Raw genomic sequence first — 18,501 nt, forward strand, 5'->3', positions numbered from 1 at the left:
GCTCCGTTCTGATGGAGCCCCTATAGGGATTATTGGATCAAGTTAGAAGCGTGCGGTGAGCGATGCGCCGATCTGGTCCGCATTGCCGCTGGTCTGAGACAGGGTGGTCGCCGTCACTGTCGCTGGCGCGGGATAATAGCTGTCGGGACGGATGATGTTGGCCTTTTCCACAAATGTATGGGCATAGCTGAGGTTCAGCGCAAAGGCCGGCGACACGTTGAAGGTGGCGCCAGCCGTCAGCCATGCACGGTCGCCATCAGGCACGCGCGTCGTCAGATGCTGGGAATTGGTCGGCGTGCGGTCGAACATCGTGCCCGCGCGCAGCGTCAGAGCCGGGCTGACGTCATATTCCCCACCCAGGCTGACGCTGTAGCTGTCCCGGTAGTCCAGTTCCTTGTTGCTGGTACCGGTGGCGGTCGTGATGGCGATGCCCTTGAACGTCGACCAATTGTACCAGCGGGCGCTGATCATCGCCCGCAACCGGGGCGTCAGGCGATGCATGAAACCGATGGTGACGATGTCGGGCAGGTTGAGCGGCGCGGACGCGTCCAACTCGCCATTGGCCGCAGCGATCGGTCCAAGCAGGCCCGAAATGCTTTGCGTGCCGGTCAGCTTGTGCTTGATCGCGGAACGGTAGGAAATGCCGACATTGGTGTCGCCATTGGTGTAGAACAGGCCCGCATTCCAGCCGACGCTCCAATCATCACCCTTTAGTCGCGCGAAGCCGTCGGCGGGCGCCAGGGGAGAAAGCTGCGGCAGGGCGTTGGTCAGCGTCGCCTTCACATATTGTAAATCGACGCCGCCGCCGATCGAGAAATTGTCGTTGAGCTTATAAGCCGCGCTGGGCTGGATATTATAGGTCTTGAGGTTGGTGTAGAGCGAGTCATAGCGCCCGAAAAACCCGTCGTCATAATCGAGCTTCAGCCCGAACGGGGCATTGACGCCAAGGCCCAGCCACAGCCGGTCGGTCGCCTGCGCCGTAATATAGAAGCTGGGAATGGGAATGACCTTTTCGAACGGCTGCCCGCCGTCATTGCCGCTTACCGGCACCCGTGCGCCAGGCAGGGTGGGAACGGTGCGATAGGTGCCGCGATTGGCCTGATGCGCGGACGCCATCAGCGCGATGCCGCCGATAGAGGTCTGGACACCCGACAATTCCGTCATGGCCGCAGGATTGAAGTAGATGGTCGACGGATCGTCCGCCGCCGCGCCCGCGCCTGCCAAGGCACGCCCGGTTTCCTTGGGCGCCTGCTCCTGAAGGTAGAAACCACCTGCCAGAGCCGGAACAGGTGCCGCGCATATGCCCGACAACAGGAGGCTCGCAAGGATGGGGCGGCGGAAGGGCATGGTGAATCCTCTCTTCAAACTCGTCACTGGCAAATGGCGTTCGCGGCAAAGTGATCCGCTCAAAGCCTCGCCCTATTAGCAATATGGTTAAATTTTCGTTCGAAAAGCCCTAATTTGCGCCGTTTCTGGGCGTCCGGCGGTCAAAATGCCAAGCGACGCTACGGCAGGGAGCGAAAAAGCAGCACTTCTTCAAACGAAAAAAAAGCCGCCCCGAGGGACGGCTTGAAAGTTTTAGGAGAGGATGCCTGAAAGGCCTTTTCCTTTTGCGGTGCAGCGCTTTATTTCGCAAATGCGAAAAGCTGATGCCTGGTTGCGTTTCATGCAATCGTCACTGGTCTGCATGAATTCCGTAACGTAAATCTGGCTGACAAACCGCGCCATTTTTTCCATTCATCCATCAGTGATCGGCTTCGGAAATCCGAATCACGCCCGAATCGGCCAGTTGCGCATCGATTTCCGCGACCAGGCGGCCCAGACCTTCCTCGTCCTGCGCCTCGGCACGCGCAACAAGCGCATCCTGCGTGTTGGATGCCCGTAACAGCCACCAGCCATCGGCCGTGCTGACCCGCAGGCCATCGGTTTCATCCATGCTGGCGCCCAGGGTTCGCAATCGCGCCCGCACTTCCTCCACCACCGCGAATTTGCGGCTCTCCTCGACGGGAAAGCGGATTTCGGGAGTGTTGACCATGACGGGCATTTCGTCATGCAGGTCCGATACGCTGCGGCCCAGCCGGGTCAGCCCCCGAATAAGCCGGACCGCGGCATAAAGGCCGTCGTCAAAACCATAATAATCGTCCGCGAAGAAGATGTGACCGGTCATCTCCCCACCCAGGGGAGCAGCAATCTCCTTCATTTTGGACTTGATGAGGCTGTGCCCGGTCTTCCACATCAGCGGTCGCCCACCCAGCGCAGAGATTCGGTCGAACAGGGCCTGGCTGGCCTTCACATCCGCGACAATCACGCCATCGGGGTGATCCTTCAGCACCAGTTCGGCGAAGATTCCGAGCAACTGGTCGCCCCAGATCGTCCGACCCTTGCCGTCGATCACGCCGATCCGGTCGCCATCACCGTCGAAAGCCACTCCGAAATCGAGTTTCTTCGAACGGACAAGGGCCTTCAGCTCGGCCAGATTGGCCTCGACAGTGGGATCGGGGTGATGATGGGGAAAATGTCCGTCTATCTGGGTGAAAAGCACATGATGCTCACCTGGCAGGAGCTTGACGAGCTTGTCCACCACCGGCCCGGCCGCGCCATTGCCGGCGTCCCAGCCAATACGCCAGGCAGCGCCGTCGAACCGCTCCACCAGCCGCGCGGCGTATCGGTCCATGATATCGACCGTCTCAACCCGGCCGCCACGTCCGCTCCCCGTCTCGCTCCAGTCCCCCGCCGCAGCCATGGCGCCCAGATCGGCAATGGCCTCGCCAAAAAAGGCATCATGCTGAAGCACCAGCTTGAAGCCATTATGATCGGGGGGATTGTGGCTGCCGGTTATCTGAATGCCGCCATCTACATCCAGGACCGCTTCGGCATAATAGAGCATGGGCGTCGGGCCCAGTCCTATGCGCAGCACATCGGTGCCGGCGTCCTGAAGGCCCTGGACGACCGCTTGTTCGAGCGCCGGGGAACTCAACCGTCCATCATAGCCCACCGCGACCCTTGATCCGCCAGCCCGCATGACGATCGTCCCGAAACTGCGGCCTACGGCATAGGCATCGGCCTCGCTCAGCGTCCGTCCCATGACGCCCCGAATGTCATATTCGCGCAGGAGCGTGGGATGAAAGCGATGGGCCATGACATCCTCTCCTTAGGTTTCAGGGGGTTTTGTGACGCTGCGTTACTTCCTGGATCAACAGGTCACGCGCCGCATTGATCTGGGCGGCCAGCGCTTCGGTGCCACCCTTGTCCGGATGGACCGAGGCGATAAGCCGGCGATGCGCGGCGCGGATGGCGCGGGCATCGGCATCCGACCCCACGCCCAGCAGTTTGCGGGCCTCGACGATCGCCTGCGGAGCAATGGTTTGCGTGGCGGGACCGCTCGATCGAGCCTTTGCCCTGCCCGGCCGGCTCCTGGCGGAAAAGAACAGCGCGGCACCAATCAGCAGCGGTGCACCGACCAGCGGCTTGCCCTTGGCCGCCATGACCGCGCCGACCAGAGCGGCACCCAGCGCCATCCCATCCTTTGCGGTCATGCGTTGCAATCGTCCCGTCCAGACAAGCCAGGCGGCAAGCCCGATCAAAGCCAGGGCAAGCAGACCCATCAGGCCGCGCCGAGGAGATCCATCGGCGCGACCTCGTCACGCGAGGGAAGGGCAAGACCCGACACCATCTCGCGCAGTTCCTGCCGTGCGGCGATATGGCTGACGCCCAGTTCACCCAGATGCCCCTTGTCCAGCAGCGTCAAGCCCGACGGGAAGAGTTCGCGGAAGATCACGCGCTCCGACAAGCCTGGAATCACGCGGAAACCGACCCGGCGCGACAATTCCATCAGCGCGTCGCCCACCCGCTTCTTGTTGCGCGCATCATGATGCTGGACACGATTGCGCAGCACCACCCAGTCGATGGTGACGCCGTCGGCCTTGGCGCGGGTCTTGCGCGCCTCGAAGATCAGCTCGGAATAGAAGGAGAGCCGCTTCACCTTGAAGGTTTCGGCGTCGACCTGCCCGATCAGGTCGAAATCGACGAAGCTGTCGTTCATCGGCGTCACCAGCGTATGGGCGCGGGCAGCCATGTGACGGGCATAGTCATCGTCGCGGCCGGGCGTGTCGATGACCAGGAAATCCTTGTCCTGCGCCATCGCAGCGGCCTGTTCGTTCAACGCTTCGACACTGTCGCCCGTGAACACCGCGAAATCGGGGGTAGGCAGGTCGATGGCACGGCGGCGCGCGGTGTCGGCGCGGTTTTCCATATAACGGGTGATGGTGCGCTGGCGCGGGTCGAGGTCGATCATGCCGACGCGATGACCCAATACCGTCAACGCGATGGCCGTATGCACGGCCGTGGTGGACTTGCCGGTTCCGCCTTTCTCATTGGCGAAGACGATATGGTGCGTTTGGGCGTTCGCCATCGGACCTTTGTAACCCCGTTGATTGTCGCAATGATTCTTGACCGTTTCAGCCGGTCGTGCCTTTAGCAGGATGTACCCCTGATGATGCCCTTATCGGAGCCGTTCCTGTCGTGCAAACCCTCCGTGACCTGCCTTCGCTGCGCACTGCTGTCGATACGCTGAAAAGCGACGGAAAACCGCTGGCGCTGGTGCCCACCATGGGCGCTTTGCATGACGGGCATATGGCGCTGGTCGAGGAAGCGCGCCGCCATGCCGGGCATGTCGCCGTGTCGGTCTTCGTCAATCCGCGCCAGTTTGGCGTGAACGAGGATCTGGACGCCTATCCCCGGCGCGAGTCCAAGGACGCGCAGATGTTGCAGGCGGCCGGAGTGGACATCCTCTGGGCGCCAAGCGTCGAGGTCATGTACCCGGCCGGCTATGCCACCAACATCTCCGTCTCCGGCCTCACCGAAGGGCTGGACGGCGCGGCGCGACCGGGCCATTTCGACGGCGTGGCCACGGTGGTGACGAAGCTGTTCAACCAGGTCCGTCCCGATGTCGCGCTGTTTGGGGAAAAGGACTATCAGCAACTCGCCGTGATCCGGCAGATGGTGCGCGACCTGGACGTGCCCATCGAGATCGTCGGGGTGCCGACCCAGCGAGCGGAGGATGGATTGGCGCTGTCGTCGCGCAACGCCTATCTGACGGAAGAAGAACGGAAGGAGGCGCTGGCTCTGCCCCGCGCCCTGGGCGAAGCGGCCCGGCAGATGAAAAATGGCGCGACCGTCGAGGCTGCCCTCGCCAAGGCGATCACCTTGCTGGCGGCCCATGGATTCGACCCGATCGATTATGTGACGCTGTGCGACGCGGTGACTCTGGAACCGATGTCGGTGCTGGACCGTCCGGCAAGGCTGCTGGGCGCGGCGAAGATCGGCAAGACGCGGCTGATCGACAATATTCCGGTCGATCCGGCGTGACCAGGCACGCCAGATCTGATCGACATCAGAACGGCTTCACGATCACCGCGATAACGATCACGGCGGCGGCAATTCCCGGAACTTCATTCAGCAACCGCAACTGCTTCTCGCTGAGCGGACGCTCCCCTTTGGCCAGCTTTTTGACATAGCCTGCGATCCAGCCATGATAGGCCGACAGGCCCAGCACGAAGAGCAGCTTCAGATGGAACCAGCCGAAGTGCCAGGCGCCGATCTCCACCATCAACATCAAGCCGAAGATCCAGACCAGGATGATGGACGGGTTGAGGATGATCCTGAGCAGCCGCCGTTCACGGTCGATCCATTTTCTATCCTCGTCGGACCCCACCGGACATTGCTGGTGATAGACGAAGAAGCGCGGCATCATGAACAGGCCCGCCATCAGGAAGATGACGAAGATGACATGCGCGGCTTTGACCCACAAATAGGCTGCTCCCAGATAAGGCATGGTCCAATCTCCCGCTATGACCGCGTCCGGCGCACATAGCTAAGCAGCGCTTCCACATGATCAATGGGGGTGTCGGGGAGAATCCCGTGGCCCAGGTTGAAAATGTGCGGTCGCCCGGCAAAGGCGGCACGGATGTTGTCGACGGCTTCTTCCACTGCCTTGCCGCCGGCGATCAGTGCCAGGGGATCGAGATTTCCCTGCACCGGCAATCCCTGCGGCAGCGCGCGGTTCGCCCAATGCGGATCGACGGTTTCATCGACGCCGACGGCATCGACGCCTGTCCCCACGGCGTAATCCGCCAGCTTGGCGCCGGCGCCCTTGGGAAAGCCGATCACGGGAATGGTGGGGTGGATCGCCTTCAGCTTCTCCACGATCCGCCTGTTGGGCTGGATCACCCAGCGTTCGAACTCCAGCGGGGCAAGGCTGCCTGCCCAGCTGTCGAAGAGCTGCACGGCCTCTACCCCCGCGTCGATCTGGCCGGAAAGATAGACGACCGTAGCGTCGATGATCGCATCGATGATCGCGCCGAATTTCTGTGGTTGCTGATAGGCGAGACGGCGGGCTGCACCCTGGTCCTTGCTGCCCTGCCCGGCAACCATATAGGTCGCGATGGTCCAGGGGCTGCCTGCAAAGCCGAGAAAGGTCACCTGGGGGTCCAGCGCCGCCCTGACCCGTCGGACGGTCTCATAGACCGCCTCGTAGCGGCTGAAATCGGGTTTGAGGGCCGACAGTTCCGTTTCCGCCAGGACTGGGGCCAGCCGCGGGCCTTCCCCGGCTTCGAACCAGAGATCCTGTCCCATGGCATAGGGCACGATGAGAATATCGGAAAACAGGATCGCGCCATCGAAACCAAATCGCCGCAGGGGCTGGAGAGTCACCTCCGCCGCCGCCGCGCTGTCATAGACGAGTTCCAGGAATCCGCCTTTTTCGGCTCGCAAGGCCCGATATTCCGGCAGATAGCGGCCCGCCTGCCGCATCAGCCAAATGGGCGGCACATCGGGGCGCTCGCCTTTCAGGACTGAAAGCAACGGCTTGGCGGATGGCCCATTCGAACGGCCGGCATCAGGTCCCGTCATAGACTCTCTTATATTTAGATTCAAAAAAGGATGATGGAGATAGTAGAGCGGTTGGCAGCGGGGTTTATGCGCTGTGCCCCGATTTGCCAACAACTTGACTCCTTGAGGCGGCTGATTCCCGTCCGAGTCAGTCCGTTTATTCCCGTTATCCACAGCCTGTGGATAAAAATCACCGCCTGTTTGCGGCCTGTGGACAAGATTACCGGAATCGAGGAGGGCGATAAGGCGCTGATTTTCCCCGCAACCTATCCCTTGCTTTATCCACAGCCTCCCCACAGAGATATGCTTCATGTCGCGCATCCATCTCCACCTGCTTTCGGACTCTACCGGCGAAACGCTGGAAAACATTGCCAAGGCTGCGATCGGCGCTTTCGAGAATGTCGAAGCCGTACGCCATTTCTGGCCGATGGTACGCTCCGATGTCCATCTCGACCGCATCATGGAGGAGATCGCCGCCAATCCGGGCCTGGTTCTGTTCACCCTGTCCAATCACCAGCTTCGCCGACGTCTGGAGACGCGCTGCCGGGCGCTCGGCCTGCCGCATGTCGCCGCGCTGGACAGTGTGACTGACGCACTCTCCAACATATTGGGTCAGGAAACGCGCAACCGGCCGGGGCGCAAGCATATATTGGACGAGGCCTATTTCGCCCGGATCGAGGCAATCCAGTTCACCATAGCCCATGATGACGGCGTGGGTCATGAAAATTGGGAAGAGGCAGACATCGTGCTGGCGGGGGTGTCGCGCGCGTCCAAGACACCCACCTCCATCTATCTTGCCAATCGCGGATACAAGACCGCCAATATTCCGTTGGTGATCCAGTCGCCACCGCCGCGCAGTCTCTATACGCTCAAGCATCCGATGGTAGTCGGGCTGACCGTCAGTCCGGAACGGCTGGTGCAGATTCGCCGCAATCGCCTGCTCTCGCTGAACCAGGCGCCAGAGACGAGCTATGTCCACATCGACAGGGTGCAGGAGGAGCTGGCCTTTGCCCGGCGCATGTTTGCGGACAATGGCTGGCCGGTGATCGACATGACTCGCCGTTCCATCGAGGAAGCAGCAGCTGCCATCATCAACCTGTTCAACGACCGCGTTCTGGCGGAAGGGAGTTAAGTCATGATCGTGCTGGCATCGCAAAGCGCGAGCCGCCGCGCGCTGCTGGAAGCGGCGCAGGTTCCGTTCGAGGCCTTGTCTCCCGGTGTCGATGAGGAGGCCGCCAGGGATGCACTGCGCGCTGACGGGCTGGATGCGCGGAAACTGGCCGATGCCCTGGCCGAACTGAAGGCGTTGCGCGTGTCGCGCCGGGTGCCGGGCGGACTGGTGTTGGGCTGTGACCAGACTCTCAGCCTCGACGACGGCACGATGATCGACAAGGCGGTCGACCGTGCCGATGCGGAGCGCATATTGAAGCTGCTTTCCGGCCGCGTGCATCATCTCCACAGCGCGGCGGTGATCGCCCTGAACGGCGAACCGATCTGGCGCCATGTCGAACGGGTGCGGATGACGGTGCGACCCTTGTCGGACGCGTTCATCGCATCCTATCTCGATGGGGATTGGGAGCAATGCCGCTGGTGCGTCGGCTGCTACCGGATCGAAGGGCCGGGCGCGCAGCTTTTCAGCCGGGTCGAAGGCAGCCAATTTGCGATTCAGGGCCTGCCGCTGCTGCCTTTGCTTGACTTTCTGCGCATCCGGGGCGTTCTGGCGGCATGACCGATACGCTCCCCTATGCCGAAGTGATCGGTGATCCGATCGCGCACAGCAAATCGCCGCTGATCCATAATTTCTGGCTGGATGTGCTGGGAATAGAGGCGGAATACAGGAAGACCCACGTCACCAGCGAGGGTCTGGCCGCCTATTTCCTGGCGCGGCGGGCCGATCCGGACTGGCTTGGCTGCAACGTCACGATCCCGCACAAGATCGCGGTGATGGACTATACCGACGATCCGGGTGGGGTGCGTGACCGGATCGGTGCCATGAACACCATCGCCAGCGAAACGGGCGGGCCGTTGATCGGCACCAATACGGATGCTGGCGGGTTCCTGCAGCCTTTATTGCGTGACAAATGGAGGGGGCAGAGCGCCGTTCTGGTCGGCGCTGGCGGCGCTGCGCGGGCGATCCTGTTCGCGTTGATGAGCCTTGGGGTGCCGGACGTCACCGTCATGGCGCGTGATCCGGCAAAGGGGCAGGCATTGCTGGACCGGGCAGGATTCAACGGCCGCGTGATCGGCATGACCGATCCGCTGCCCCAGGCCGACCTGCTCGTCAACACCAGCTCGCTCGGCATGATCGGCCAGCCAGTGCTGGATCTGGATCTGGCGCCCCTGGGTGCCGAAGCGACGGTCTATGACATCGTCTATGCGCCGCTGGAGACGGAGCTGCTCAAGGCGGCGCGCAGGAGGGAATTGAAGACCCTCGACGGGTTGGAGATGCTGATCGGGCAGGCGGCCCTGGCCTTCGACATCTTCTTCGATGCAGAGGCGCCCCGCGATCGGGATGAGGAATTGCGCGCCCTGTTGCTCGCCGCCTGATGTCGATGAAGATGATGGGATGAAGATCTATGGCCTCACCGGTTCCATCGGCATGGGCAAATCCGCCGTCGCGGCCATGCTGCGGCGGGAAGGGGTTCCGCTGTTCGATGCCGATGCGGAGGTGCATCGGCTGCAGGGTCCAGGCGGCGCGCTGCTGCCGGCGATAGAGGCGCGCTTTCCCGGCACGACGAGTGTCAAAGGTGTCGACCGGGCGAAACTGGGCGCCGCGGTCTTCGGTCATCCGCAGGAATTGAAGGCGCTGGAAGCCATTGTCCATCCCGCCGTGCAGCAGGGCCGCAAGGCGTTCTTGCAACGGAACCGATCGCGCAAGTTCGTCGTGCTGGACATTCCACTGCTGTTCGAGACTCATGGCTATCGCAAGCTGGCAGGCGTCATCGTGGTCACGGCCCCGGCCTGGAAGCAGCGCAAGCGAGTCCTGGGACGGCCCGGCATGACCGCTGCGAAGTTTCGCCGGATTGTCCATCTGCAAATACCCGATGCTGAAAAGCGGCGGCGGGCCGATTATATCATCCATACCGGCACGACCTTCGCCGAAACACGCTTCCAGGTGCGCCGCTTGGTCGCTTGCCTTGGTGCGAAGACAGGCCGATAAGAGGGATCCGGCAAGAGTCGTTGTAGAGGGCGATGCGCGAGATTATTTTCGACACCGAAACGACGGGATTCGATCCGGCCTCCGGCGATCGTCTGGTCGAGATCGGATGTATTGAGCTCCTGAACCGGGTGCCCACGGGGCGCACCTTCCACGCTTATTACAATCCGCAACGGTCCATGCCCGCAGCAGCGGAGGCCGTTCATGGCCTTTCGGACATATTCCTCAAGGACAAGCCGCTTTTCATACACGGCGCGGAGGAACTGCTGGCCTTTCTGGAGGACAGCCATCTGGTCGCGCATAATGCGCGTTTTGATTTCGGTTTCCTCAACCATGAACTGAAATTGTGCGGGTTGCCCGAAGTGTCGATGGATCGGATGATCGACACCGTCGCCATAGCGCGGCAGCTCCACCCCGGCGCGAAGCACAGCCTTGACGCGCTCTGCACCCGCTACGGCATAGACCGCAGCCATCGCATCAAGCATGGCGCCCTGCTCGACGCCGAATTGCTGGCCCAGCTTTATATCGAACTGACCGGCGGCCGTCAGATCGGCCTTGGTCTTGCACAGGAGGAAGAGAAACTCGTTATAAATGTGGAACTTGCGACGGAAGTCGCGGTTCGCCCTGTTCGTCCCGCGCGCATTTTTTCAGCGAGCGCGGAGGAGCTGGAGCGGCATGCAGCGTTCGTCGCGACGCTGGAAAAGCCGCTCTGGCTTGAGGAGGCCTGAATCGGGCATCCCCGTCCGGGATGCCCAGCCTTCAGGCCTCCACGCCAACCGGGCCGCCATCCCGGGCGGTCCGGCAAGAATAAGGAGAAGGCATATGGATATTCGTGTTTCCGGACATCAGGTCGATACGGGCGACGCGCTCAAGGAGCATGTCTGGTCCCGTCTGGAGGCCATGGCCGAGAAATATTTTTCCCGCGCGCTTTCCGCTCAGGTCACCTTTCGACCAGCTCCGCACGGCGCCTTCCATTGCGACATCGTCTGCCATGTGATGACTGGCCTGATCCTGAAGGGCGCGGGAGAGGCGCAGGAGGCGCATCCCGCCTTCGATCAGGCGGCCGAACGGATCGAGAAGCAATTGCGCCGCTATCTGCGTCGCCTGAAGGACCGCAGCGCACAGGCGGCCGCGGCCGAGGCAAGCCGGACCAATGGATATGGCGTTGAGGAGCTGGATGGCGCCGGCTACACGATATTCGCTTCCCCGGCCGATGAGGAGGAACCGGCAGAAGCACCACTGATCGTGGCGGAAACCCGGGTCGACATTCCCGAAGCCAGCGTGTCCGACGCAGTGATGATGCTCGACCTGCGCAACACCAACGCGCTGTTGTTCCTCAATGCGGGGACGGCGGCATACAACATGGTTTATCGCCGGCACGACGGTACCATTGGCTGGGTGGAACCGCGGCTGAGCTGAACGCCTCCCTGGCCGCCGGTTGACCTGGCTCTGCTGGCGGCCTATGGGGCCGGACTTTAAAGATCCGGGCGTTGCGCCATTTTTCCGAAGCTGGGCGCGGCTCGGCTGGGATTCGGCATGGTTCATTTCAATGATATCGTCGCACCGGATGCATTGGGCACCGCCCTTTCGGTGAACGGCAAGAAGCAGTTGTTCCAAAAAGTTGCGGCGCTTGCCGCGCAGGCCTACGGACTGGCAGCCGACCTGGTGGCGGAAGCTCTGCTGGAGCGTGAGAAGCTGGGTTCGACGGGTTTCGGCGGTGGAGTGGCGATTCCCCATGCCAAGATTCCCGGCCTCCAGAAAATGAGCGGCGTGGTCGTTCTGCTCGACCCGCCGGTTCCCTTCGACGCGGTGGACGAGGCGCCGGTGGACATCGTCTTCGCGCTGCTCTCTCCCGTCGATTCGGGAGCGGAGCATCTGAAGACGCTGGCCCGCGTTTCCCGCTACCTGCGTGACGAGGGGCAGGTTGCCCGGTTGCGCGGCGCCAAGTCGACGGCGGCCCTTCATGCCCTGCTGGCTGGTGGCGAGGCGCGTGACGCGGCCTGACCCGGTATCGCCGGCCAGCACCTCGCCCAGTGGCGAGGCCGCGCATTTCCGGGCGCTTGAGAGTCTCTACCGTTCCGCACCGATCAACCGGCTGTTCCGGTCCGAATTGACGATTCCCGAAGAGGGCCGCTCGATCATTCATTTCGACGTGGACGAGACGCAGTTCCACGCCGCCGGCGCGGTGCACGGCACGGTCTATTTCAAAATGCTGGACGATGCGGCCTTCTACGCGGCCAACAGCCTGGTGAGCGACCGTTTCCTGCTGACTACGAGCTTCAACCTGTTGTTCACCCGCCCGATCGGACCTGGCCGGATCCGGGCTGAGGGGCGCTGGATCAGCGGCCGGCGGCGCGTCTATGTGGCGGAAGCCAGCCTGATCGATGCGGACGGCGAAGAGGTTGGGCGCGGTACGGGCACCTTCATGCGGTCGCAATTTTCCCTCTCGTCCCTGCCGGGTTATGCCGGCTGATCCACCCGAGGCGCGACTGACCAGCGTGATGCTGGTCGGTGTCCTGATGCGGCGCTGCGCGGCGGAGGGCGGTTTTGCCACGGTGTTGGTGAAGGGTGATGCGATCAGCGGCGTGATTCTGCTCCAGCTGCTTGAAAAGAGCCGGGAACAGGGCCTGTTCGAGCGCGTTCCTGATTATGCGGGCGGCTACCGGCTGGTCCGTTGCGGTCCGGACCCGGAAAAAGGGTCAGAGGCCATGGCTCAATATATTGCGCGCCGCCGCGGTTCGGACCCCGACCTGTGGATAATAGAGCTTGATATCGTGGATGCGGAACGGTTCGCCGCTGAAACGATCTGTTAATCGTTGACTCCCTTTCCGCGCGCGGGCAGAGGCCTCCGACGCTTTCAACGCGCAGGTTGCCGGCTTCGTCCATGGGGGGCGGATGCGGTAAACACGCAGACGGGGGGCGGCCGAACGTCGGTGTTTCAGGGGTTTTTTTGACGTTCCCGGCCAAGAACCGCACGATTTTGAGTTGTAATGAGTTTTCGTCTGAAGGCTGCGATCGTCGCGGCATTTACCCTTTCCGCCACAGCGGCGGTGACCGCGGCCGACATGTCGAGCGCTTCCGAAGCTGCTCCATCGACCGTCTCCCTTCCGGGAACCAATGAGCTGAATCCAGCTCCGGCCGGTGCAAAGCCCGCCGTCACTTTCGCCGCGCCGCACGAAGTCGTGCAGCCGCTGGCCCCCCTTTCCGACAGCGCCGATGTAAAGGCCGATGATCTCGCCGCGCTGGTAAATGCCCAAGGCGCGCCCGAGGATGTTTCCGGCGACATGAAATGCCTGGCCGGCGCCGTCTATTTCGAATCCAAGGGTGAGAGCCTGGAAGGCCAGTTGGCCGTTGCCCGCGTCATCATCAACCGCGCCAAGTCCGGCCGCTTTGCCGACAGTCTGTGCGGTGTCGTCTATCAGCGGGGCCAGTTCAGCTTCGTGCGCGGCAATGGCATGCCGCCCATCCGCTTGGGCAGCGAAAGCTGGCGTGAGGCCGTCGCCATCGCCCAGATCGCGATGGAAGATGGATGGAACAGCAAGGCTGAGGGTGCTCTCTTCTTCCATGCCCGCCGCGTTTCGCCGGGCTGGGGCAAGCATCAGCTCGCCGCGATCGACAATCATATCTTCTATCGCTGACTGTTTCGCGCTGAGCGCGCAGGGGGTGATGAAGGGCCGGTTCGGGTGATCCTGAATCGGCCCTTTCCTTTTGTTCCCTTCCTGTTCTAAGAACCCGACATGGAGTCCGATCTTTCCGACAGTTGTTCGCCCCTTGCAGATGGCACGGCATTGGCCGTGGCGCGGGGAACGCTGCGCCTGTTCTTCCGGCATGATATGAGCGGGATATTGGAAGTGCCGCTGCCCAATGGCCGCCGCGCCGACATCATGGCGCTGGACGGGGCGGGCAGAATCACCATTGTGGAGATCAAGTGCAGCCGCGCCGACCTGTTGGGTGATATGAAATGGCCTGATTATTTCGACTATTGCGACCGTTATTTCTGGGCGGTGCCTTCCGGCTTCGACCTGTCGCTCTTTGATAGCGAGGCGCTATGGCCGGGGCGAACGGGACTGATCGTCGCGGACCAATATGATGCCGAACTGGTGCGACCGGCCCCGATGGAACCGCTGGCGGCGGCGCGACGGAAGGCGGAAACGCTGCGCTTCGCCAGAAGGGCAGCACGGCGCCTGACGGCGCTGGCCGATCCGGATCATGCGGCTGAAACGGGATGGTAGTCTGTTCTGGACGCAACCGGGGGGTTCGAAGCCATTCCCGTCGGCGCGCGGGGAAATAACCAGTTTTGCCTGGATATCAGAACACCGGCCCCTGCACCGGTCCCTTGGGCGCGGCCGTCGTCTTGGCAGCGCTCAGGGCCTCCATCAGGCCCGGCGTCCGCGAATCCCGCGCGGCATAATCCCGCGCCGACATGCCGGCGATCGTGTCGCGCTTGTCCGGATTGGCGCCTTGCGCCACCAGCAGCCGGACCAGTTCGACGTCGCGCAGTTGCACGGCGCGGATCAGGGGGGTTTCGCCACTTCCATTGGCCTTGTCGACCTGCGCGTTGAAGCTGAGCAGGCTGCGCACGCCTTCCTCGAAACGGGCCTGCACCGCGTCCATCAGCGGCGTGTTGCCATTATTGTCGGTGAGGTTCGGGTTGGCCCCCTTGGCCAGCAGGAAGGTCAGCCATGTATTGTCCCGCCGTGCGACGACCAGGTGCAGTGCGGTATCGCCTGACGTGACGTCGCGGCTGTTGATGACGGTCGATCCCGGCTTCTGGATCAGGTCGGTCACCTTCTGCCCGTCGGCATCCTTGACCGCCTTGAGAAAACTGTAATTGTCGGAAAACTGCGCCTGCGCCGCAACCGGCGACAGCAGCGCCAGAGTCAGGGCGGCGGCACGGCCAACCCCCATCCAAGCCGGAAAACGTCCTGTCATTCTATCCATAGCCCCGTTGGGATTTGCAAATCGGGCCATAGCAGGGCATGGCTGGCGGCGCCATGAACAAAGCGCTGATTTCGCTCGCCCTGCCGCTGACCGTCCTGCTGGCAGCCTGCAATATGGGGGCCGGAGGCAATGCATCAAGCGCTGACGAAAGCGTCCAAGGCGATCTGCATGGCGCGCGCATCGGTGCACCCTTCACCCTGACCGATCAGGATGGCGGGAAGGTCCGCTGGGACGATTTCAAGGGCAAATATCGCCTGGTCTATTTCGGCTACACCTATTGCCCTGATGTCTGCCCCGTTGACCTGCAGCGGATCATGCAGGGTTTCACCCGGTTCGAGAAGGAACGGCCCGCCCTGGCGGCCAAGGTCCAGCCGATCTTCATCAGCGTCGATCCGGATCGGGACACGCCTGCCGTCCTCAAAACCTATGTCGCTGCCTTCCATCCCCGCCTGATCGGCCTGACCGGTACGCCTGACGAAATTGCCAGGGTGGCGAAGGACTTCGTGGTCCTGTACAATAAGGAAGAGGCCAAGGGCGCCAGCGGCTATCTGGTCAGCCACAGCCGGACGCCCTATCTTTTCGATGGTGATGGCGCGCCGGTCGCGCTGGTTCCGGTGGACGATCCGGGAACGCCGGACGTGGATGAGGGGGAGCCGGCAAAGGTGACGGCTTTCCTTGAAAAATGGGTGAAGTGACGGTTGGACTTCTGGGAAAAGCCCCTCGACAAACTGGATCGCGGCGAGTGGGAAGCGCTGTGCGATGGTTGCGGCAAATGCTGCCTGCACAAGGTCGAGGACGAGGATAGCGGCCATATCTACCCCACCAATGTCGCTTGCCGCCTGCTGGACCGGCACAGCGGGCAATGCTCCAACTATAAGGACCGCCGCCAATTCGTGCCCGATTGCGTGCGATTGACCCCGGCGAAGGTGAAGACGATAAGCTGGCTGCCCCGCACCTGCGCCTATCGGCTGCGTGGAGAGGGAAAGCCGCTGCCGCAATGGCATTATCTGATCTGCGGCGATCGGGAAGCGGTGCACCATGCGCGGGAATCCGTGCGCGGCTGGACGATCGCCGAAGCGGATGTCGGCGATTGGGAAAATCATCTTGTCGACAGAGAGCTCTGACGCGGTCCTGATCGTCGATGGCGTGGCCGTTCCCGTGCGGGTGCACCGCTCGGCGCGGGCAAAGGCCTATCGATTGTCGCTGGATCATGCGCGCGGTGAACTCAGGCTGTCACTGCCAAGCCGGGCCAATCTGAAGCGCGCTCTCGGCTGGGCGCAGGAACATGAAGGTTGGGTCCGTTCGCAAATGGCGCGAAGACCCGCGCAAGTGATGCTCCGCGACGGCGCCGCCTTTCCTCTGGAGGGGCGGGAGGTGCGCATTTGCTGGGTCGAGGGCGCCTCGCGCGTGATCCGGCTGGAAGAGGATCGACTGCTCCTTGGTGGCGCGGCCGAATCGGTGGGCCCGCGTGTCCTGCGCTGGCTGAAGATGCGGGCGAAGGCTGTGCTGGAGACCGAGAGCCATGAAATGGCGCGGGACCATGGGCTGATCGTGGCGTCGGTCGGCATTGGCGATCCGCACAGCCGCTGGGCGAGCTGTGCCTCCAGCGGAATGATCCGCTATAGCTGGCGACTGATCCTTTGTCCGCCGGGAGTGCGGCGGGCCACCGTCGCGCATGAACTGGCCCATCTGCTGCATATGGACCACAGCCCTGCCTTCCACGCGGCGCACCAGCGGATCCTGGGGGAAGACCCCCGACCGGCGCGTAACTGGCTGCGGACCCATGGATCGGCGCTGCATCGTTTCGTCGTGTGACAGTCGCTGGGAAGGAAGTAGCGCTATCTCACCGCCACCTTGGCCGAGGGCCATGGAAATACCATCGGGCCGATCCTCTACAGCTGGTTCCGATGCGGCCAGACCCCGGACCCATCCGCCGGGCAATCATGTGCAGTCTCGCGACCATGAGGCAGCCCGCAGGCGCGGCAGGTGACATAATCCCCTGCCTTCAGCCCATGGCCCACCGCCACCCGCTCATCGAAGACATAGCAGTCGCCGCGCCACAGGCTTTCCTCTTCCGGCATTTCCTCCAGATAGCGCAATATGCCGCCGCGCAGGTGATAGACCTCCTCAAAGCCGCGCGTGCGGACCAGAGCGGTCGATTTCTCGCATCTGATGCCGCCCGTGCAGAACATGGCGATGCGCGGCTTTCGGCCCTGCTCGCGGAGCTTTTCGGCGAAATCGTCGAACCATGCGGGAAAATCGCGAAATGAGCGGGTACCCGGATCGATCGCGCGTTCGAAACTGCCGACCGATATTTCATAGCCGTTGCGCGTATCGATCACGACGGTGTCCGGATCGGCGATAAGGGCATTCCATGCCGCCGGATCGAGACGCTTGCCCGCCTGATGCGCGGGATCAAGATCGGCTGCGCCCATCGTGACGATCTCTGCCTTCACCTTCACCTTCATGCGGGCGAAGGGCGCTGTATCGCTATGAGCATATTTCACGTCGAGGTCGGCGCAGCCGGGCAAGGCACGGATATGCGTCACCAGCCTTCCAATGGCAGCTTCATTGCCGGCCACCGTGCCATTGATCCCCTCTCCCGCGACGATCAGCGTGCCGCAGGTACCGATTTCTGCGCAGAGCAGGCGCAGATCGCGGGCAATCGCCTGCGGATCGTCGAAGGACGCGAAACGGTAAAGCGCAGCGATGGTGAAAGCGGATTCCATGCCAGCGCCCATAGCCGCTTCCTCGCCCTCTTGAAAGCAGCGGGGCAAGGGCGCATAGGCAAGCTATGGTTCCCCTTTCGTTCGCGGGTCACGATTTTCTGGCATTGCCGGAGGCTGCGCTTTTCTGGCCAGCGCGCTCCGCCCTGCTGGTAGCGGACCTGCATTTCGAAAAGGCGAGCTGGTTCGCACGGTTCGGGCAATTCCTGCCCCCGCACGACAGCCATGCCACGCTCGACATGATCGAGATGCTGGTCGAACGGACCGGCGCACGGGCTGTCTGGTCGCTGGGCGACAGTTTCCATGACGCCGATGGGGCGGCGCGGCTTGACCCCGCGGTACGGGCAAGATTGGCGCTGCTGACGGACAGGGTCGACTGGGTCTGGATCACGGGCAATCACGATGTCGGCATGGCGCAGACGCCTGGCGGCAGGCGTTGCGCGGATATGCAGGTGGACGGCATCTGGCTGCGGCATGAGGCGGACCCGGTGGACCCGCAGCCGGAGATATCAGGGCATTATCATCCCAAATTCCGCCTGTCGGTGCGGGGCCGCCATGTGTCGCGGCGCTGCTTCGTCGGGTCGCGGACCAAATTGATTCTGCCTGCCCTGGGCGCGCTGACCGGCGGTCTGGATGCCGGTCATGGTGCGATTCGGCGGGTGATGGGATCGGATGCAGCTGCCCTGGTGCCGGTCGCCGACCGGCTGCTGCGCTTTCCCATAATATAGGCCGCCGTTACGGAAACCGGAATTTAAGCTGTGACCTCTACGTTACAGCCTATGAGAATCC

Annotated in this window: 24 protein-coding genes; 16 read left to right on the forward strand and 8 right to left on the reverse strand. The window is 62.6% G+C overall.

The features are described 5' to 3' along the window. Positions 1 to 42 precede the first annotated feature (42 nt). From MRBLMA1_RS21250 to MRBLMA1_RS21265, 4 genes are all read right to left on the reverse strand, one after another. The gene (locus tag MRBLMA1_RS21250) at positions 43 to 1,347 is read right to left on the reverse strand and encodes an OmpP1/FadL family transporter (protein WP_363739687.1); all 1,305 of its coding nucleotides are present in this window, start codon (positions 1,345 to 1,347) and stop codon (positions 43 to 45) included. A gap of 397 nt (positions 1,348 to 1,744) precedes the next feature. Then, entirely contained in the window at positions 1,745 to 3,139 is a 1,395-nt protein-coding gene (gene pgmG / locus MRBLMA1_RS21255; RefSeq protein ID WP_363739689.1) for a phosphoglucomutase/phosphomannomutase PgmG, read from the reverse strand. Between the two features lie 19 nt (positions 3,140 to 3,158). Continuing rightward, positions 3,159 to 3,605: a molecular chaperone DnaJ gene (locus MRBLMA1_RS21260; RefSeq protein WP_363739691.1), complete on the reverse strand. Its 447-nt coding sequence runs from the start codon at positions 3,603 to 3,605 to the stop codon at positions 3,159 to 3,161. Further along, positions 3,605 to 4,411, reverse strand: coding sequence for a division plane positioning ATPase MipZ (locus tag MRBLMA1_RS21265; RefSeq protein WP_363739694.1), 807 nt, complete (start codon positions 4,409 to 4,411; stop codon positions 3,605 to 3,607). Before MRBLMA1_RS21265 ends, MRBLMA1_RS21260 begins: the two co-directional genes overlap by 1 nt. 110 nt (positions 4,412 to 4,521) lie before the next feature. On the opposite strand from MRBLMA1_RS21265, the gene panC reads away from it, so the two are divergent. Continuing rightward, the gene (gene panC / locus MRBLMA1_RS21270; protein ID WP_363739696.1) at positions 4,522 to 5,367 is read left to right on the forward strand and encodes a pantoate--beta-alanine ligase; all 846 of its coding nucleotides are present in this window, start codon (positions 4,522 to 4,524) and stop codon (positions 5,365 to 5,367) included. 25 nt (positions 5,368 to 5,392) lie between these two features. Here panC and MRBLMA1_RS21275 read toward each other — a convergent pair whose 3' ends face one another. Both MRBLMA1_RS21275 and hemE read right to left on the reverse strand, forming a co-directional pair. Beyond that, positions 5,393 to 5,833, reverse strand: a complete 441-nt coding sequence (locus MRBLMA1_RS21275; RefSeq protein WP_133654465.1) for a CopD family protein — start codon at positions 5,831 to 5,833, stop codon at positions 5,393 to 5,395. Positions 5,834 to 5,847: 14 nt separating this feature from the next. Next, positions 5,848 to 6,909 (reverse strand): uroporphyrinogen decarboxylase, encoded by a 1,062-nt coding sequence (gene hemE, locus MRBLMA1_RS21280; protein ID WP_363739698.1) that lies wholly within the window; start codon positions 6,907 to 6,909, stop codon positions 5,848 to 5,850. A gap of 289 nt (positions 6,910 to 7,198) precedes the next feature. On the opposite strand from hemE, the gene MRBLMA1_RS21285 reads away from it, so the two are divergent. From MRBLMA1_RS21285 to MRBLMA1_RS21335, 11 genes are all read left to right on the forward strand, one after another. After that, positions 7,199 to 8,020 carry a pyruvate, water dikinase regulatory protein gene (locus MRBLMA1_RS21285; protein ID WP_133654467.1) on the forward strand — a complete coding sequence of 274 codons (822 nt, stop codon included), beginning with the start codon at positions 7,199 to 7,201 and terminating at the stop codon, positions 8,018 to 8,020. A gap of 3 nt (positions 8,021 to 8,023) precedes the next feature. After that, on the forward strand, positions 8,024 to 8,617 hold the full coding sequence (locus MRBLMA1_RS21290) for a Maf family protein (RefSeq protein ID WP_363739701.1): 594 nt from the start codon (positions 8,024 to 8,026) through the stop codon (positions 8,615 to 8,617). Next, positions 8,614 to 9,435: a shikimate dehydrogenase gene (aroE, locus tag MRBLMA1_RS21295; protein ID WP_363739703.1), complete on the forward strand. Its 822-nt coding sequence runs from the start codon at positions 8,614 to 8,616 to the stop codon at positions 9,433 to 9,435. The genes MRBLMA1_RS21290 and aroE overlap by 4 nt, the downstream gene beginning before the upstream one ends. A gap of 19 nt (positions 9,436 to 9,454) precedes the next feature. Further along, entirely contained in the window at positions 9,455 to 10,048 is a 594-nt protein-coding gene (gene coaE, locus MRBLMA1_RS21300) for a dephospho-CoA kinase (protein ID WP_363739705.1), read from the forward strand. Positions 10,049 to 10,080: 32 nt separating this feature from the next. Beyond that, a complete protein-coding gene (dnaQ, locus tag MRBLMA1_RS21305) occupies positions 10,081 to 10,773 on the forward strand; it encodes a DNA polymerase III subunit epsilon (protein WP_363739707.1) in 693 nt (230 codons plus the stop codon). A gap of 94 nt (positions 10,774 to 10,867) precedes the next feature. Beyond that, positions 10,868 to 11,464, forward strand: coding sequence for a ribosome hibernation-promoting factor, HPF/YfiA family (gene hpf / locus MRBLMA1_RS21310; RefSeq protein ID WP_363739709.1), 597 nt, complete (start codon positions 10,868 to 10,870; stop codon positions 11,462 to 11,464). A gap of 117 nt (positions 11,465 to 11,581) precedes the next feature. After that, positions 11,582 to 12,049 (forward strand): PTS sugar transporter subunit IIA, encoded by a 468-nt coding sequence (locus tag MRBLMA1_RS21315; RefSeq protein ID WP_133654473.1) that lies wholly within the window; start codon positions 11,582 to 11,584, stop codon positions 12,047 to 12,049. Then, complete coding sequence (locus MRBLMA1_RS21320; RefSeq protein WP_363739711.1) at positions 12,009 to 12,518, forward strand: PaaI family thioesterase; 510 nt, start codon at positions 12,009 to 12,011, stop codon at positions 12,516 to 12,518. The genes MRBLMA1_RS21315 and MRBLMA1_RS21320 overlap by 41 nt, the downstream gene beginning before the upstream one ends. After that, positions 12,508 to 12,858 carry a DUF1491 family protein gene (locus MRBLMA1_RS21325; RefSeq protein WP_363739713.1) on the forward strand — a complete coding sequence of 117 codons (351 nt, stop codon included), beginning with the start codon at positions 12,508 to 12,510 and terminating at the stop codon, positions 12,856 to 12,858. Before MRBLMA1_RS21320 ends, MRBLMA1_RS21325 begins: the two co-directional genes overlap by 11 nt. Positions 12,859 to 13,035: 177 nt before the next feature. Next, the gene (locus tag MRBLMA1_RS21330) at positions 13,036 to 13,683 is read left to right on the forward strand and encodes a cell wall hydrolase (RefSeq protein WP_363739715.1); all 648 of its coding nucleotides are present in this window, start codon (positions 13,036 to 13,038) and stop codon (positions 13,681 to 13,683) included. Between the two features lie 99 nt (positions 13,684 to 13,782). After that, on the forward strand, positions 13,783 to 14,277 hold the full coding sequence (locus MRBLMA1_RS21335) for an MmcB family DNA repair protein (RefSeq protein ID WP_133654476.1): 495 nt from the start codon (positions 13,783 to 13,785) through the stop codon (positions 14,275 to 14,277). Between the two features lie 76 nt (positions 14,278 to 14,353). Here MRBLMA1_RS21335 and MRBLMA1_RS21340 read toward each other — a convergent pair whose 3' ends face one another. Next, positions 14,354 to 14,977, reverse strand: a complete 624-nt coding sequence (locus tag MRBLMA1_RS21340) for an ankyrin repeat domain-containing protein (protein ID WP_363739717.1) — start codon at positions 14,975 to 14,977, stop codon at positions 14,354 to 14,356. Positions 14,978 to 15,024: 47 nt separating this feature from the next. Between MRBLMA1_RS21340 and MRBLMA1_RS21345 the strand changes: the two genes are divergently transcribed. From MRBLMA1_RS21345 to MRBLMA1_RS21355, 3 genes are read left to right on the forward strand one after another with little or no spacing between them, the layout of a single operon-like run. Then, positions 15,025 to 15,681 (forward strand): SCO family protein, encoded by a 657-nt coding sequence (locus MRBLMA1_RS21345; RefSeq protein WP_363739719.1) that lies wholly within the window; start codon positions 15,025 to 15,027, stop codon positions 15,679 to 15,681. A gap of 3 nt (positions 15,682 to 15,684) precedes the next feature. Beyond that, the gene (locus MRBLMA1_RS21350) at positions 15,685 to 16,110 is read left to right on the forward strand and encodes a YcgN family cysteine cluster protein (RefSeq protein ID WP_133654478.1); all 426 of its coding nucleotides are present in this window, start codon (positions 15,685 to 15,687) and stop codon (positions 16,108 to 16,110) included. Beyond that, positions 16,091 to 16,801 (forward strand): M48 family metallopeptidase, encoded by a 711-nt coding sequence (locus tag MRBLMA1_RS21355; protein WP_363739722.1) that lies wholly within the window; start codon positions 16,091 to 16,093, stop codon positions 16,799 to 16,801. Before MRBLMA1_RS21350 ends, MRBLMA1_RS21355 begins: the two co-directional genes overlap by 20 nt. Before the next feature lie 77 nt (positions 16,802 to 16,878). Here the strand turns inward: MRBLMA1_RS21355 and MRBLMA1_RS21360 are convergent, their stop codons facing one another. Continuing rightward, entirely contained in the window at positions 16,879 to 17,727 is an 849-nt protein-coding gene (locus MRBLMA1_RS21360) for a rhodanese-related sulfurtransferase (RefSeq protein ID WP_414714783.1), read from the reverse strand. A 53-nt stretch (positions 17,728 to 17,780) separates the two neighbouring features. Here MRBLMA1_RS21360 and pdeM point away from each other — a divergent pair, with 53 nt between their 5' ends. Next, positions 17,781 to 18,440 (forward strand): ligase-associated DNA damage response endonuclease PdeM, encoded by a 660-nt coding sequence (gene pdeM, locus MRBLMA1_RS21365; RefSeq protein ID WP_363739725.1) that lies wholly within the window; start codon positions 17,781 to 17,783, stop codon positions 18,438 to 18,440. The last annotated feature ends 61 nt before the right edge of the window (positions 18,441 to 18,501 follow it).

Source organism: Sphingobium sp. LMA1-1-1.1 (genome assembly GCF_040676365.1).
In the GTDB taxonomy this organism is placed as follows: domain Bacteria; phylum Pseudomonadota; class Alphaproteobacteria; order Sphingomonadales; family Sphingomonadaceae; genus Sphingobium.

Coding starts and splice junctions, on each gene's coding strand:
- MRBLMA1_RS21265 (WP_363739694.1), bottom strand. CDS start 4,411: ATGGCGAACGCCCAAACGCACCATATCGTCTTCGCCAATGAGAAAGGC.
- MRBLMA1_RS21320 (WP_363739711.1), top strand. CDS start 12,009: ATGCCCTGCTGGCTGGTGGCGAGGCGCGTGACGCGGCCTGACCCGGTA.
- MRBLMA1_RS21290 (WP_363739701.1), top strand. CDS start 8,024: ATGATCGTGCTGGCATCGCAAAGCGCGAGCCGCCGCGCGCTGCTGGAA.
- MRBLMA1_RS21250 (WP_363739687.1), bottom strand. CDS start 1,347: ATGCCCTTCCGCCGCCCCATCCTTGCGAGCCTCCTGTTGTCGGGCATA.
- MRBLMA1_RS21315 (WP_133654473.1), top strand. CDS start 11,582: ATGGTTCATTTCAATGATATCGTCGCACCGGATGCATTGGGCACCGCC.
- hemE (WP_363739698.1), bottom strand. CDS start 6,909: ATGACGGGACCTGATGCCGGCCGTTCGAATGGGCCATCCGCCAAGCCG.
- MRBLMA1_RS21340 (WP_363739717.1), bottom strand. CDS start 14,977: ATGACAGGACGTTTTCCGGCTTGGATGGGGGTTGGCCGTGCCGCCGCC.
- MRBLMA1_RS21330 (WP_363739715.1), top strand. CDS start 13,036: ATGAGTTTTCGTCTGAAGGCTGCGATCGTCGCGGCATTTACCCTTTCC.
- MRBLMA1_RS21345 (WP_363739719.1), top strand. CDS start 15,025: ATGGCTGGCGGCGCCATGAACAAAGCGCTGATTTCGCTCGCCCTGCCG.
- pdeM (WP_363739725.1), top strand. CDS start 17,781: ATGGTTCCCCTTTCGTTCGCGGGTCACGATTTTCTGGCATTGCCGGAG.
- hpf (WP_363739709.1), top strand. CDS start 10,868: ATGGATATTCGTGTTTCCGGACATCAGGTCGATACGGGCGACGCGCTC.
- MRBLMA1_RS21325 (WP_363739713.1), top strand. CDS start 12,508: ATGCCGGCTGATCCACCCGAGGCGCGACTGACCAGCGTGATGCTGGTC.
- MRBLMA1_RS21335 (WP_133654476.1), top strand. CDS start 13,783: ATGGAGTCCGATCTTTCCGACAGTTGTTCGCCCCTTGCAGATGGCACG.
- pgmG (WP_363739689.1), bottom strand. CDS start 3,139: ATGGCCCATCGCTTTCATCCCACGCTCCTGCGCGAATATGACATTCGG.
- dnaQ (WP_363739707.1), top strand. CDS start 10,081: ATGCGCGAGATTATTTTCGACACCGAAACGACGGGATTCGATCCGGCC.
- aroE (WP_363739703.1), top strand. CDS start 8,614: ATGACCGATACGCTCCCCTATGCCGAAGTGATCGGTGATCCGATCGCG.
- MRBLMA1_RS21275 (WP_133654465.1), bottom strand. CDS start 5,833: ATGCCTTATCTGGGAGCAGCCTATTTGTGGGTCAAAGCCGCGCATGTC.
- MRBLMA1_RS21285 (WP_133654467.1), top strand. CDS start 7,199: ATGTCGCGCATCCATCTCCACCTGCTTTCGGACTCTACCGGCGAAACG.
- coaE (WP_363739705.1), top strand. CDS start 9,455: ATGAAGATCTATGGCCTCACCGGTTCCATCGGCATGGGCAAATCCGCC.
- MRBLMA1_RS21360 (WP_414714783.1), bottom strand. CDS start 17,727: ATGGGCGCTGGCATGGAATCCGCTTTCACCATCGCTGCGCTTTACCGT.
- MRBLMA1_RS21260 (WP_363739691.1), bottom strand. CDS start 3,605: ATGGGTCTGCTTGCCCTGGCTTTGATCGGGCTTGCCGCCTGGCTTGTC.